General features: G+C 41.6%; 12 protein-coding genes. 8 read left to right on the top strand and 4 right to left on the bottom strand.

The annotated features are described in order from the left end of the window. Positions 1 to 331: 331 nt before the first annotated feature. On the bottom strand, positions 332 to 493 hold the full coding sequence (locus IEV91_RS02635; protein WP_188495811.1) for a hypothetical protein: 162 nt from the start codon (positions 491 to 493) through the stop codon (positions 332 to 334). Positions 494 to 885: 392 nt separating this feature from the next. Here IEV91_RS02635 and IEV91_RS02630 point away from each other — a divergent pair, with 392 nt between their 5' ends. From IEV91_RS02630 to IEV91_RS02600, 7 genes are all read left to right on the top strand, one after another. Continuing rightward, a complete protein-coding gene (locus tag IEV91_RS02630; protein WP_188495809.1) occupies positions 886 to 1,392 on the top strand; it encodes an RNA polymerase sigma factor in 507 nt (168 codons plus the stop codon). 3 nt (positions 1,393 to 1,395) lie between these two features. Next, a complete protein-coding gene (locus IEV91_RS02625; protein ID WP_188495807.1) occupies positions 1,396 to 2,445 on the top strand; it encodes an anti sigma factor C-terminal domain-containing protein in 1,050 nt (349 codons plus the stop codon). Positions 2,446 to 3,027: 582 nt separating this feature from the next. Then, positions 3,028 to 4,032, top strand: coding sequence for an aldo/keto reductase (locus IEV91_RS02620; protein WP_188495805.1), 1,005 nt, complete (start codon positions 3,028 to 3,030; stop codon positions 4,030 to 4,032). Between the two features lie 26 nt (positions 4,033 to 4,058). After that, a complete protein-coding gene (locus IEV91_RS02615) occupies positions 4,059 to 4,802 on the top strand; it encodes an SDR family NAD(P)-dependent oxidoreductase (protein ID WP_188495803.1) in 744 nt (247 codons plus the stop codon). A gap of 5 nt (positions 4,803 to 4,807) precedes the next feature. Continuing rightward, positions 4,808 to 5,092, top strand: a complete 285-nt coding sequence (locus tag IEV91_RS02610) for a DUF3219 family protein (protein ID WP_188495801.1) — start codon at positions 4,808 to 4,810, stop codon at positions 5,090 to 5,092. A 23-nt stretch (positions 5,093 to 5,115) separates the two neighbouring features. Then, complete coding sequence (locus IEV91_RS02605; RefSeq protein ID WP_188495799.1) at positions 5,116 to 6,102, top strand: acrylyl-CoA reductase family protein; 987 nt, start codon at positions 5,116 to 5,118, stop codon at positions 6,100 to 6,102. 67 nt (positions 6,103 to 6,169) lie between these two features. Then, the gene (locus IEV91_RS02600) at positions 6,170 to 7,180 is read left to right on the top strand and encodes an LLM class flavin-dependent oxidoreductase (RefSeq protein ID WP_188495790.1); all 1,011 of its coding nucleotides are present in this window, start codon (positions 6,170 to 6,172) and stop codon (positions 7,178 to 7,180) included. Here the strand turns inward: IEV91_RS02600 and IEV91_RS02595 are convergent. Together IEV91_RS02595 and IEV91_RS02590 are read right to left on the bottom strand one after the other, a co-directional pair. After that, on the bottom strand, positions 7,135 to 7,788 hold the full coding sequence (locus IEV91_RS02595) for a phosphatase PAP2 family protein (protein WP_188495788.1): 654 nt from the start codon (positions 7,786 to 7,788) through the stop codon (positions 7,135 to 7,137). The genes IEV91_RS02600 and IEV91_RS02595 overlap by 46 nt on opposite strands. Positions 7,789 to 8,202: 414 nt before the next feature. Then, complete coding sequence (locus IEV91_RS02590) at positions 8,203 to 9,075, bottom strand: TetR/AcrR family transcriptional regulator (protein WP_188495786.1); 873 nt, start codon at positions 9,073 to 9,075, stop codon at positions 8,203 to 8,205. 577 nt (positions 9,076 to 9,652) lie between these two features. Between IEV91_RS02590 and IEV91_RS02585 the strand changes: the two genes are divergently transcribed. Continuing rightward, positions 9,653 to 12,706 (top strand): efflux RND transporter permease subunit, encoded by a 3,054-nt coding sequence (locus IEV91_RS02585; protein WP_188495777.1) that lies wholly within the window; start codon positions 9,653 to 9,655, stop codon positions 12,704 to 12,706. 995 nt (positions 12,707 to 13,701) lie between these two features. Here IEV91_RS02585 and IEV91_RS02580 read toward each other — a convergent pair. Then, the gene (locus tag IEV91_RS02580; RefSeq protein ID WP_188495775.1) at positions 13,702 to 14,670 is read right to left on the bottom strand and encodes a COX15/CtaA family protein; all 969 of its coding nucleotides are present in this window, start codon (positions 14,668 to 14,670) and stop codon (positions 13,702 to 13,704) included. Positions 14,671 to 14,702: the final 32 nt, after the last annotated feature.

Raw genomic sequence — 14,702 nt, 5'->3', positions numbered from 1 at the left:
CCGCTCCAATCCACTTGATACTGACGAAGCATTTTGGTAAAAAAGCTTTTTAATGCCTAACTGAATGAGGACCGGGCATGCATTTCGCCCGGTTTTTCTAATTTAAAATCAGTTAACCGTCAAAGAAATGAAGAGGATCTTTTCCTAAATTCACTCAACACTCATCAGCCTTTATCATTTTAAAAACATGCGAGATTTGAGAAACCTTCCTTTGTTAAAAAAGGATGAATAACCTTATAATGGTAACTAAGTAAATTGATCTTATCAGTATGCCGCCATTTAGAGGAACAGACTACAGACACTAAGGTCTAGCAGCCTGCTTAAGTAAAGTTTAGTCTTCTTCAGTTGTATCAGTTGGGCGTTCAGCAATAGTTTCACTACTGTTGCTGCTTGACCAGATACCGCCTTCATTCATTTGACCTTTTGCCATGGCTTCAATGTCTGAGGCTGTCATTTTTTTGTTCTGAGCATTTGTTGCTTTTTCTTCAGTCATTTTCAGCACCTCCTCTTGGTTAGTCTTTCCATCCAAAGGAGGGTTATTCTCGGGACGTTTTGAGTTTTTTTCAAATTATAAGAATGTATAAAATTTGGTCATCTGGATGGTGTGGATTTCCGCTCCAGAACGCTCGCTTTCCTCGGGCACGGCCTCAGCTAACTTGGGAATTGAATACTTTGTTTCCCAAGTGGATCTTCGGACACGTGCTGTTCCCGAAGGAGTCTCGCGTCTTCCGCTCCAATCCACTTGATACTGACGAAGCATTTTGGTAAAAAACTTTTTAATGCCCAACTGAATGAGGACCGGGTATGCTTTACGCCCGGTTTTTCTCATCTTTTTTGTAACAAAAGGAGACTTTATTCGTTTTAATAAATGGGGAGGGGAATGGGATGAACAAGAAAACTTTTTCAGTGTTATTTGGTCAGTTCTATTCTCCCCTCTATCACTATCTCTACCGGATGACAGGCTCTCATGAGGATGCGGAGGAATTACTTCAAGAAACCTTTTATAAAGCGATGCTGTCTTTGAAAATCAAAAATTTACATCAGACACGTGCCTGGCTCTTTAAAGTGGCACGCAACTTATACGTCGATTGGGTTCGCAAGCATGCCAGAGAGCAACATATGTTGCATCACATGCAAGAGGACATGCCTATAGTGAGCCATTTAGGAAACCCTGAAAAGGACTATGACATAAAAGAACGGCAACTGGAATTACATCAACTCATGCAAAAATTACCAGAACGAATGCGCACCCTTCTGTATTTAAGAGAAGTGGAAGGGTTTAGTTATCAAGAGTTGTGTGCGACTTTAGAGCTGACTATGAATCAAGTCAAAGTCACGCTTCATCGGGCACGGGAAAAATTTAACCAATACGTGAAAGAGCAGGGGGAGTAACGGGTGGCAGAAGATGACAACAAATTTGAGGCTTGGAAGGATCAAAATAACAGGGCGTGGGATGAGAAAAAAGCAAGGCGAATGGTATGGCGAACAAGACTTTCTATTATCTTTACTGTTCTAAGGGTTTTATTCATTTTATTTTTTGGTTATGCCATATATAAAATTGTAATTTCTAGTTATTATGATTCTGCACATAAAGGTGAGGAATTTGATCGCTATGTCACGACTTACATTGAAACCCACGAGACAGGGCTTCAAGTCGAAAAAACTGGAGTTCAAGAGGCGATACTTAGCCCATTTCTCACTCAGAAAACGTCACTGAAACTCTATCAAACGGTTGGAGATCGGGATGTCGTTATTGGAAAGGTAAAGGCCACCGATTCTTTGATGGTGCACACGATATTTAACCTTGACTTAAAGGAAGACTACTTAAATCAACAATCGACCTATGACTTTGCACTGCCGCCAGATTTATCAGGGAAAGGTCAGGTCAGTCAGAAAGACAAAGTTTCAGAGGGTGTCTGGAGTACGCTCAATAAAATTGATGACGGTCATGTTGCGCAAGTAGCCTTTTCTACGAAACAAGGGATGTCACCCGAAGCCTTAGGGAAAGCCTTAGCCCCTTATGACTTGAAGCTCTTACAGATGCCAGTCTATAGTGGGGAGTTAAAAACAATTAAAGATGTTCCCTTCAGCTCGGGTGGTGATGGGACAGATCAGATGTATTATGTCTCTCATTTGACCTTAAGACCATGGATCGTCAGCTACGATTCCAAAAATCGTTTGTCTTCAGAGTATTATGAGGAGGATTCTCAAACGATGAAGCGAGCCGCTAAGCAGCTGATTACCGATGTCCAATGGTTGCAGAAAAATGGTGATTATGATGAGCAAAAAGCTGACGCCAAGCGCTTGGATTATCTAAAGCAACACGGTGTCAAAGTCTATGGTGCTGTCGTTACCGGTCCTGTGCGGGAACTCGAAAAGCTTCAAAACAATAAAAACTTCTATCAATTTCAGTTAGGAAGAATGGAAAACTGGAATTGGCATTGACTACAATGATGGCCATTGAGTTATCATGAATGAAACTAGCTCCTTACTCGTAAATGCGTAGGTTTATTTAGTAAGAATGATTGATGGCAACCAAAAAAACAAATCAGAGCTACATTACGTTTAAAAAAGAAAGACGTCCGATTCTTACTCAGAGGCTTCGGAACCGTTTTAATCTATAGTGCATCGGTAGGCAACACATTGAATAAAGCGGAAGGTGCTCTGGCTCCTACGGGAACAGCACGCGTCCGAAGATCCACTTTGGAGCACCAAAAAAACGACTCCAAAGTTAGCTGAGGCCGTGCCCGTGGAAAGCGAGCAGCCTGAAGCGGAAATCAACAACCGTTCACTTCCATCCAACTTGAAATTGTATGCTTTCCTTTCGCATAAAAAAGAAGCCATGAATGCTTCTTTGCTTAGAGTTGCCAAAAAACAGAGTCAACATCCAAATTGAGTGGGGGAATTTGACAGTTTCATTCATATCAGAGGACAAGCAATTTGCGAGAAATATGAGCAAAGATGTTTTATAGTTTAAGAAAACAGTCAATAGCTGAAAATAAGAGCGCTATAACTAGGGAGGCCGTTATGGAAACGAGAGCATTAGGACGTTCAGGGTTAAAGGTAACAGCACTTTGTTTAGGAACCATGACTTTTGGTAATCAAGCAGATAAAGCAACCTCTTTTAAGATTATGGATAAAGCCTTTGACGCAGGCGTGAATTTTTTCGATACGGCAGATATGTATCCACTTGGGGGATCATATGAACAATTAGGGGCTACAGAGGCTTATATTGGTGAATGGCTTCAGGGAAGAAGAGGGAACATCGTTTTAGCTTCGAAGTGCTTTGGGGCGATGGGACCCGGTGCCAATGATCGTGGTTTAAGTCGTAAACATATTATGGATGCTGTCGAAGCGAGCCTAAAAAGATTGAACACAGATTATCTCGATCTTTATCAGGCCCATCAATTTGATCCAACAACACCAATTGATGAAACATTGCGTGCCTTCGATGATTTAGTCACACAGGGTAAAGTCAGATACATCGGGGTTTCCAATTGGCGAAGCTGGCAAGTTGCAAAAGCGTTAGGCATTTCAGAAAGAAAAAACTTTGTGAGAATCGAGAGTGTTCAACCCCGCTACAATCTACTATATAGAATGATTGAAGAGGAGCTTGTTCCTATGGCTCAAAGTGAGGGCGTTGGCATTTTCTCCTATAATCCACTGGCTGGGGGGATGTTGACCGGCCGCTATAAGTGGGGAAATGAAGTGAAGGCGGGTACGCGGTTTGGCTTAGGTGGGGTGACAAAAGCCGGCGACCTTTATCAGACCCGTTATTGGCAAAAAGCTACATTTGATGCCGTTGAGCGCTACCGTCAATGGTGCCAAGAACATGACTATGATATGGTGACAACGGCTGTCCGGTGGGTGACACAGCAACCGGGCATTAACGCTGCAATTATCGGTGCGAGCCGACCTGAGCAACTGGACGCAAGCTTAAAAGCTGCGGATGTTCCACCATTAACAGAAGAAGATTTAAAGTGGTTAGACAAGCTATGGTTTAGCTTACCACGCCGACAAGAGGACCGTTAATCGAGTTGAAAAGGAGCCTAAGCTATATGAGCGTTTTTAACAAGACTGTTATTGTCACAGGGGCTGCCAATGGCATCGGACGAGGGGTTGCCACACTTTATGCCCAAAAAGGAGCGAAGGTTGTCCTTGCGGATATTGATGAAAAAGCAGGGAACACCGCTGTTAAAGCCATACAGGAACAAAACGGAAAAGCTTGTTTTATTCAAACAGATGTGAGAAGTGAAACTGATATTCGTACGCTAATGGCAACCGCTAAAGCGCAATATGGAACGATTGATATTCTGATTAATAATGCTGGAAAAGGGTTATTTAAACCCTTAAATGAAGTGACACTAGAAGAATGGGAGGATGTGATTCATACCAACTTAAGAAGTGTTTTTCTCGGCTCAAGAGAAGCCGCAAAATATATGCGTGAAAATGATCAAGGTGGAGCGATTGTGAATATCGCCTCTACCCGGGCCATTATGTCAGAGCCTCATTCTGAAGGCTATGCAGCGACAAAAGCAGGTATCGTCGGACTAACACATGCTCTTGCAGCCTCTTTAAGTGAGGATCGCATCACGGTCAATGCGATTTCGCCAGGCTGGATTGAAACGGGAGATTATTCAAAACTGCTCCCAAGTGACCATGAACAGCATTTTTCCAAACGGGTCGGTAAACCGGAAGATATTGCTCGTGCCTGTCTCTATTTAACGGACAATGACTTTGTTACAGGCATTAATCTTGTCGTCGATGGTGGGATGACTCGGAAAATGATATATGAGGAGTGAGAAGTATGGTAAAGGAAGTCCTTTTGGATAACAAAGCCTTCTCCGTCACGGACTTTAAACAGGAGCTTGAGCGGGGGAGAAAAAGTATTTCATTCACTTTAAAAGTTCAAGGTGGACAGCATTATCATGATGTCACATCCTTTTTGTATAAAAATGCTTTTGAAGTTCGTGTACCCGAAATGGATTTGGCGTTTTCAGGAAAGATCTATGAATATTCAACGTCTCTAGCGGATTATTCGGACGAAAATTCATTTTCAAACTTTAAGTTAAGACTGATTGAGGAGAAATAAATAATGAAAAGGACGGTGACCTTATGCAACACTTCAAAGCCTTTGTTTTAGATAAGAGAAATGATCAGCTGATAAGAGAGGTCAAAGAGCTGACCTTTGATGATTTACCAGAAGGAGAAGTGACTGTAAAGGTGGCTTATTCCAGTGTGAACTATAAGGATGGCTTTGTCATCATGAAAGGCGCAATGGCCACTCAGTTTCCCTTAATTCCAGGCATTGATTTGGCAGGGACAGTCATAGAATCGCGGGATGGGCGCTTTAAAGAAGGCGATCCTGTTATTGTCACAAGCTATGAGTTAGGAACAGGGCATCATGGGGGATATAGTGAAGTGGCTCGGGTGCCCGCAAAATGGGTGGTGCCATTACCTAAAGGATTAACATTAAGAGAATCCATGATTTTAGGCACTGCTGGATTTACAGCGGCCTTATCTATTCAACGTTTAGAAGAGAACGGGCTCAATCCTGAAAAAGGTCCTGTTTTAGTGGCAGGAGCAACAGGTGGTGTCGGCAGTATTGCCGTTGATAGTTTAGCGAAAAAGGGCTACGAAGTCGTGGCCAGCACAGGGAAAAGTGATCAAGAACACTATCTAAAAAACCTGGGTGCTAAGAACATCATTCACCGAGAAGACCTCTTAGATAAAGAGGGACAAATCTTTCGAGAAGAACGCTGGGCTGGGGCAATAGATCCCGTTGGCGGTCAAACGCTTCAGTATATTTTATCGACCCTCAAGTATGGGGGATCTGTGGCAACAAGTGGGATGGCTGGAGGCGGCGAAGTGGCTACAACCGTCTTTCCTTTCATCTCTCGTGCCATCAATTGGTTAGGTATAGACTCTGTACATTGTCCCATGGACATTCGCCAAAAAGTATGGCAGCGGCTCGCCGGTGATCTCAAACCAGAACATTTAAACGAAGAGATTGTCAATGAAATACCATTGGATAATATATCAAACGTCTCAAATCGAATTTTACAAGGACAAGTGAAAGGCAGAACCCTTGTCAAGTTGTAGAGCACAGGGTAGGGAGCCCCTTTGATCATTAGGGCTTCCTTTTTCCATATAGAAAGAAGTGGTAAGCATGAAACTCAGTATTTTAGACCAATCACCGATTGCCAAAGGGGCGACTCCAGAAGAAGCCTTAAATAATACACTCACAATAGCAGATCTAGCCGATCGTTTAGGTTATACCCGATATTGGGTTGCTGAGCATCATAATACTAATGGTTTAGCTGGGGCCTCGCCTGAAGTGTTGATCGCCTCTATTGCCGCAAAAACGCGATTTCTTAAAGTAGGGTCAGGAGGTGTCCTGCTCCCTCAATATAGTCCCTATAAAGTGGCGGAAAACTTCAAGGTGCTCTCAGCCCTTTATCCTGGGCGCATTGATCTTGGTGTGGGAAATTCCCCTGGTGGTTCTTTAGCCACTCGGCTTGCTTTAACCGATAATCTGAGGAAAAGCTTAAATGACTTTCCAAGGCAAGTCTTTGATTTATTGGGCTTTCTTCAAGGTGATTTACCAGCGGACCAACCCTTTTATGAGGTGAAGGCGACCCCGTTTTCTCAGCGTTTGCCTGATCCTTGGATTTTAGGGATTAGAAGTGAAGGGTCAAAACTCGCCGCGGAGATGGGCACGGGCTTTATATATGGCCATTTTATTAATCCACATAATGGCGAACAAGCGCTAAAACATTATAGAGAGGCTTTCCGGCCATCAAAATGGCTCAGGGAACCTCAAGCGATTACCTGTATCTTTGTCGTGTGCGCCGATACCCAAGGGGAAGCCGAAAGACTTGCCCTCAGTCAGGATGGTTGGCTCCTTAATGTCGGCAAAAAGAACGGGGATACCCGCATCCCTTCGCCGGAAGAGGTGAAAGCCAGGACCTATACAGTGAATGAATTAAAAAAAATCAGTGAAAATAGAAAAAGAATGGTAATCGGTACCCCGGAAAAAGTGAAGGAACAATTAATCGACCTGCAAAAACGTTATAGAACCGATGAATTTATGGTGATCAGCAATCTTTATGATTTTAAAGCGAAGCAGCACTCCTATGAATTGCTCGCCGAAGCCTTTGCACTAGAGAAAACAGTATAAAGGAGAAGCGTCATCATTAGACAGGCGAGACCTGCGAGATAGCCGCCAATAATATCCATTGGAAAGTGGACGCCTAAATAAACGCGACTAAGACCGATCAAAAAGATGAGAAGGCAGCTACTTGTCCATATGACCCCTGTTCTTCTCCCTTTTCTTTTAAGATTAACACTAAGTAGAAAGGTTAAAAAGCCAAAGAAGGCCAACGAATTCATGGAATGTCCGCTTGGAAAACTATAAGATCCAGCATGAACAAGGTGCGTCAGCGTTGGACGAGGGACTTTGTAGTAGTTTTTTAAAAGGCCATTCACAATACGAACACTTTCAAGATTATAAAAGAGTAATAGGATCATTCCATAGTGCTTTCGCAGTGCATAATAAAAGCTCAATAAGAGTGTCAGTGGTAAGGAAACGTCAATTGAACCTATGTAGGTAATAACAGTAAAAATATATAAACCGACCTTCCCAAGGGCATTATAAACCCTTGACTGAATCGCAGCGTTAAAGTGCAAAAATAGCGGATCATAATAGTGGAGCCCAATGAGGAAAAAGGCAAAGCTAAATAACACAAGCGCTACACAAAAAAGCCCTGATGTCTTGAGCATGTTCATAGATGTTCCTCCTTTTTAGCATGACATTGAAAAAGGTTGGGACAGAAGTCTTTCATTCACAGAAAAACCCGAACATTCTATTGGAATGAACGGATTTTTCTATATACTTCGCATCAAGCGAATCACTCCGTCAAAATACTTCGCTTCCACGGGCACGGCTTCAGCTCGCGTTGGAGTAAGCTATATGGTGTTCTGTCGTATTTATGAAAGAGAGTCCCTGTTCCTGCGTCTAGGAGATTGCTTCGACGTCGCTTTCTCGGAACAACTCGAAGTTGACTCGTTAAGTCACGCTGTTTACTGTTCCTGCGGGAGCCTTAGCATTTTGACTATGCTTCCGTTTCCTACTCACTCTTTGAACTTGCATTGTTTGGCATTGGTTTTCATTATCTTGTTTTGACCAAGCCTCTAAAAGCATTATATGCACTTAATATTGAAATAATTAGCGATCACTTTCTTTTCTTTTTGAGCAGAAGGGATCCCTTGGATGTTGGCAAGCATGCCTTGAATGAGAAAGCTTTTAGGCTGATCTTTCTTAACTTCTCTCTCAATAATTTCGAGGGATTCTATCAGTTCTTCGTCATCTGTTAATTGAACAATTTTTTTTAGCCTTTTAAGGGATTGGGTAACATCATCAAAGGTAATTTCACCAGAGGGATTCACGTGATGGACTTTTTCTAGAAACATTTCCTCTGTTAAAATAGGTGTTTCCCCAGAGTGGACGAGTCCCTCTACAATATCATCAAAGCGGAGAATAATGTATCGGGATAGAACATCGATATTGACATAAATATGATCGATAATGAGCAGTTTAAAATAGGTCTCAGTGAGACCGTCTAATAGGATACATAGATCGATGATATAAGGCGCGATTCTATCCCCATAAGTGGAAAGAATACTTTCTTTTAACCATTCAAAGGATTCTAGACGGATTTTTTTGACCAATTCTTCAAGGGTAGTGTTAAAGGACAACGCTTGTTCTCGGACAAGCATGATAAAGAAATCGTGATGTTTATAGAGTTCTTCCATTTGGATTTTTAGTTGTCGAATCAGTTTTTCCTTAGGTTCTAAGTTTAAATGTTGAGCTGATAAAATTTTGTCGCGAATTTTATCAGAATAATAGTAGAAAATATTTAATAAAATGTCTTCTTTGGATTCAAAATACAAATAGACGGATCCCTTAGACATGTCAGCTTGTTTGGCAATTTCTTGTACACTTGTACTATGAAAGCCGTGTTCGGCGAATAGCTTAATGGCTGATTCAATGATTTTTTTCTTTTTTTCCTTCATAAACAAAATCCTTTCACAACCCGCATATTGAAAATGACCAGTCAGTATTATTATAGCTTATAAATTTCTAAAGATACAATGGTTTCTATGTTATTGTTTAATAGGCAAGTCAGAAGTAGTTATTTGACGTTTGACTGACTGGTCAGATATACTGTGATGAGGGGATTTTTACCATAGTAGAGGCCAGAAAAGAAAGAGCGCTTTAAACAAATGGTGATAGAAGCGAATGACTTGGTTAAAACGATAGGATCATCAGAAGTGATGATCCATAGGCTAATTGAGCCATCCTGGATGACCCTATTTATTGTTATTAAGGAATACTTTTAGCCTTTTTATTAAACGAAACAATGAGAAAAGTACTGGTCTGCTTCTTTTCGCTTTGTTACGGAACCCTACGAGTGATGACTACTCAGTTCTATTGTCATCAATTATTCACTTCATTCATTTTCTTTTTTGAACAAAGAGAGTTATGATAAAAAGGTTAATTGATCATTATCACCATAATTAAATTTTGACCAATGGGTCAGTGAGATCGCAATATCATTTTGAAACAAGATTATTTGAAAGGTGGAAAACAATGCGACGGATTATCCAATTTTCTTTGAACAACAAATTTGCCTTATGGCTTTTGACACTTATTGTTGTTGTTGCCGGTATATATTCAGCCGTGAATATGAAAATGGAAACATTACCGAATATAACAACCCCGGTCATGACAGTCTCCACCACAGATCCAGGAGCAACCCCTGAAGAAGTGGACGAGCAGGTCACTCAGCCTATTGAACAAGCTGTTCAAAATATCCAAGGTGTTAAGACGGTGTCGTCAAATTCAAATTCGAATTTCTCCTCAGTGCAAGTTGAATTTAATTATGAAACAGATTTAGACAAAGCTGAAACGAAAATAAAGGAAGCCATTAGTAAAGTGAGCTTTCCTGAAAACGTAGAGGATCCAAGTGTCACCAGGATATCTATAGATGCATTCCCAATCATTACTCTGAGTCTGTCAAATCCAGATCAATCCCTTTCTGAGCTTACAGACACAATCAATAACAAAGTGGTTCCTAATCTTCAAGGGATTGACGGCGTCTCCTCAGTTGATGTTTCTGGACAAACAGTCAATGAAGTTGATCTCTCTTTTAAACAGGATCAATTAAAGAAGTATGGGCTTGATGAACAGACCGTAGAAAATATTATCCAAGGCGATAATGTTTCTTACCCACTGGGACTTTATAATTTTAATGACTCACAAAAGTCTGTAGTTGTAGGAAAGAAATTCACTTCTCTCGATGATTTAAAGAAACTCTCTATTCCTTCACAAGCGACAGGCTCGATAGTGAAACTTGGGGATTTGGCGACGATTAAAATGGTCGGAAAGTCTGATTCCATCAGTCGTACCAATGGAGAACCTTCAATAGCTGTTCAAGTGGTCAAATCCTCAGATGCTAATACTGTGGAAGTCGGCGATGCAGTTAATGACGAAATCGATAAGGTGAAAAAGGATATACCGGGTTTACATGCTGTCACAACCTTAGATCAAGCGCAGCCTATTAAAGATTCGGTTAAATCAATGGTTGAAAAGGCTGTTCTTGGTGCCATTTTCGCGATGATCATTATTCTTTTATTCTTAAGGAACTTCAAATCAACATTAATTTCTGTTGTTTCTATTCCTTTGTCATTGTTAATTGGGATTATCATTTTGAAAGAAATGGATATCACGTTAAACATTATGACACTTGGAGCAATGACGATTGCGATTGGGCGGGTCGTCGATGATTCGATTGTAGTTATCGAGAATATATACCGGCGGATGTCGCTTTCTACTGAAAAATTAACCGGTCGAGAGTTGATCACTTCGGCGACTCGAGAAATGTTTATGCCGATTATGAGTTCAACCATTGTCACAATTGCTGTTTTCTTACCAATGGGCTTCGTCACAGGGATGATTGGTGAGCTTTTCTTACCTTTTGCTTTAACCATTGTCTTTTCTCTACTCGCTTCGTTACTCGTCGCGATTACAATTGTGCCTATGCTTGCCCATAGCTTTTTTAAGAAGGGCTTAAAAGAAAAAGCAAAGCATAATGACAATAAGCCAGGAAAATTGGCTAACTTCTATAAAACCGTTCTGAATTGGACATTAAACCATAAATGGATGACGTCTATTATTGCTATCGTTTTACTTGTGGGATCCTTAGGTTTGGTGCCATTCATAGGGGTCAGCTTCATTGGTTCGGACGAACAGAAAATGGTCGTTGCGACTTATTCTCCTGATCCAGGCCAGACCCTTGATGATGTCAAAAAGGTAGGGTCAAAAGTAGAAGATTACTTTAGCCATCGAAAAAACGTGGATACCATTCAATATTCCGTTGGTGGGGGAAACCCGATGTCAATGGGCCAAGGCCAGGACAACAGTGCCCTGTTCTATGTGCAATATGATGAAGATACGCCGAACTTCTCGACTGAACAAGATAAAGTCATGGCGCACCTAAAGAAAATGACGAATAAAGGCGAATGGGGAACGATTAACCTTTCAACTTCGGGAAGCTCCAACAACTTGACTGTGAACGTCTTTGGCGATAACATTGATCAGATTAAGCCTGTTATTAATAAAATTCAAGGGATTATGAAGGACAATAGTGATCTGAAAAATGTTGATTCCACTTTATCTAAAAACTATGTTGAATACACGCTTGACGTCGATCAAGAAAAGCTAGCGCAGTTAGGTTTAACAACCGCACAAATTGGAGCTTCGCTTGGTCAAAAGAACCAGCAAAAAGTCATAACGACGATCAAAAAAGGGAATGAAGATGTCAACGTCTATCTTCAAAGTGATAATGAAAGTTATAATAGTATTAATGATTTAACGAAAAACACGATTCAATCACCAACAGGTCAAGCCGTAAAGATCTCTGATGTGACTCACGTGAAAAAGGGGCAAACCTCTGATTCCATTTCGCGTAAGGATGGCGATATTTACGCAAGTGTAAGTGGTGAGATCACGTCTGATGATGTGTCTAAAGTGAGTGCAGCTGTTCAAAAACAGTTGGATAAAATAGATCTACCGAGTGGCGTAAAGGCCTCTATGGGCGGTGTTACTGAGGATATTAATAGCTCCTTCACTCAGCTAGGCCTAGCAATGTTAGCCGCTATTGCGATCGTCTACTTGATCTTAGTCATCACCTTTGGTAGTGCGCTAGCACCACTGGCCATCTTATTCTCGCTACCGTTTGTGATTATCGGGGCATTCCTTGGACTCTTTGTCACCGGTGAAACCATTAGTATTTCTGTTATGATTGGTGCGCTCATGCTGATTGGAATTGTAATCACGAATGCGATTGTGCTGATTGACCGCGTCATCCGCAAGGAAAAAGAAGGATTATCAACAAGAGACGCGATTTTAGAAGCCGGTGCCATTCGACTACGTCCCATTCTGATGACAGCTATTGCGACAATCTGTGCTCTTCTCCCTCTTGCGATTGGGCTAGAAGGAAGTGGAGGATTAATTTCGAAGGATTTAGGAATATCTGTTATCGGCGGCTTAACAAGTTCGACACTGTTAACCTTAATCATTGTTCCACTTGTTTATGAGTTATTTATGAGAAGAAGGAACAGGAAAAAACTAAATAAGAAATAAGACAAGAGAAGACCCTAAGATGACGAAATTGTCCTTAGGGTCTTTTTTTGCTTTTTTAGCTTTCAAAAAGCAAACGCTTATATTAGTGGCACTATTATTAAATGCCACGTCTTTTTAGAAGAGAGTGCTCCTTTACTTAAGGTCAGCAACTATAGAGTTGAAGGATATTCCGACGTAACAGATAATCACCGCTACGGAAATACACTACGCTTTCCGCGGGCGGCTGGTGAGCCTCCTCATGCTACGGAAAATACCGGGGTCCCCGATGTTTTTTGGGGTGAGCTAGGGGGTCTCACCTAGGCCTCTGCTCCCGCAGGACTAAGGAAGGCTGCTAGGAGAATAATCATCGCAGAAAAATCGTGGTGTTTACGATTTTTTGAGTCTACGTGGATTTCCTCCGCTAGTTAAGCTGATCTGATTTTCATGCACCTAAAGTTAAAATTACCTTTAAAAAAAGCAAAGATGCCTAATTTTTTCTGCAAAAAGCATCGACAACATGGAAGTGGATTGGAGCGAAAGGCGGGAGATTCGGAACACCTCAGGAAAAGTGTGTGCCTCAGCGCCGCTGACTCACGGGTGCATAAACTAGAGTCCTTCGGGAACAGCAACTAGCGTTACTTCTCGAATAAACTTCGAGTTGTTCCGAGAAAGCTGACTGCGAAGCGGTACGAGTAGACGCAGGAACAGGAGATTTTTATTCATAAATACTTGGGAACAAATAGTCCATTCCCAAGTTAGCTGAGGCCACTAAGGACGATCGGCTAAAATCGTCACGTCATTAAGGAACTTCGACTAAAACCGTCACATCCGTGTGACAGCGTCGAAGCTAGCACATCCTGTGCGTCGAACGCCGATCCTACCCACATCGTGTGGGCATGAGGAAAGCGAGCGACCTGGAGCGGAAATCCATACTGTTAACCGTCATTACTCTTTTTGCAGTTACGTCGCAATCTAAATCCATATCCATCATGTATCAATGGATGCTTTTTATGATCTTAGAGTCTTGTCACTTTCATTTGAAATGGTTTTATGGGTTTATCTTTTTTTGTGACATAAAAGACAGAATAGGCTTGTAGCATCACAAAGGCGGCAGAGGCAAATAGGAATGAGGCAAAGGACACATGAATCATAAAGGAAAGGAGACTCATATGCGAGAGAATCATATAGGCGCCACTAAACATTTGTAACACGGTAAAACCTAAGGTGAACAAACTACCGATAAAGAGATCACGTTTAATTTTACGAAGTTGATAAGCATGCTTAACGAGATAAATATCCAGAATAAGAAGGAGCAGAGCGACGAGTCGGTGAACGGCATCAATCCAAAAACCCCATCCGGTTCCTGTCTCTTGAGGAAAAGGCCAGCCAAAGAAGCTTGCTCCATATCCCGAATGTGTGACAAAGGCCCCATAATAAATAGCCAAGAAGACGGTGAGAAAGGTCAGACAGGATTTTACGAAAAAGCTCTTAACACTGTAAGCAGCCACTGGTAAATTTAACATTTGCCGTCTTTTCTTATTTTCGATCCGTTTGACAGCAAGTGTGAGCATAATACAAGCGCTAAAAGAGGTAAAGGCAATGCCCATATGAAATGCTAAGACCCAAGGAGGGCTTGAAAATAAAACACTAATAGCGCCTAATCCTGCTTCCATAATGACGGCAATAATCGAGAAACTAATCAAGGCTCTCACCTTTCGAGAGGCATAATGCCGCCAGCCAGCGAGTGCTGTGAAGACAAAGAGCAGCATGATTGCTGTAAATGAAATGAGACGATGCACATACTCGATAATGGTGGCTGCATTCCATTTTCCCGGAACAACTTCTCCGTTACATAATGGCCAGTGCTGGCCACAGCCCAGAATAGAGCCCGTATACGTATCAATAAATCCCATAGTATTGACAATGAACAGTCCGATAGAGGCACAAAGGCCTAGCCACACGATAGATCGACGTTTTTGAATCACTTCTAACATCTCCTTATTTAAACTAAAGCTGA

The organism is Pullulanibacillus pueri (assembly GCF_014639255.1).
GTDB classification, from domain to species: Bacteria; Bacillota; Bacilli; order Bacillales; family Sporolactobacillaceae; genus Pullulanibacillus; species Pullulanibacillus pueri.
This window is presented reverse-complemented; position numbering and strand designations above follow the sequence as displayed.

Coding starts and splice junctions, on each gene's coding strand:
- IEV91_RS02615 (WP_188495803.1), top strand. CDS start 4,059: ATGAGCGTTTTTAACAAGACTGTTATTGTCACAGGGGCTGCCAATGGC.
- IEV91_RS02595 (WP_188495788.1), bottom strand. CDS start 7,788: ATGAACATGCTCAAGACATCAGGGCTTTTTTGTGTAGCGCTTGTGTTA.
- IEV91_RS02605 (WP_188495799.1), top strand. CDS start 5,116: ATGCAACACTTCAAAGCCTTTGTTTTAGATAAGAGAAATGATCAGCTG.
- IEV91_RS02610 (WP_188495801.1), top strand. CDS start 4,808: ATGGTAAAGGAAGTCCTTTTGGATAACAAAGCCTTCTCCGTCACGGAC.
- IEV91_RS02630 (WP_188495809.1), top strand. CDS start 886: ATGAACAAGAAAACTTTTTCAGTGTTATTTGGTCAGTTCTATTCTCCC.
- IEV91_RS02590 (WP_188495786.1), bottom strand. CDS start 9,075: ATGAAGGAAAAAAAGAAAAAAATCATTGAATCAGCCATTAAGCTATTC.
- IEV91_RS02600 (WP_188495790.1), top strand. CDS start 6,170: ATGAAACTCAGTATTTTAGACCAATCACCGATTGCCAAAGGGGCGACT.
- IEV91_RS02635 (WP_188495811.1), bottom strand. CDS start 493: ATGACTGAAGAAAAAGCAACAAATGCTCAGAACAAAAAAATGACAGCC.
- IEV91_RS02585 (WP_188495777.1), top strand. CDS start 9,653: ATGCGACGGATTATCCAATTTTCTTTGAACAACAAATTTGCCTTATGG.
- IEV91_RS02620 (WP_188495805.1), top strand. CDS start 3,028: ATGGAAACGAGAGCATTAGGACGTTCAGGGTTAAAGGTAACAGCACTT.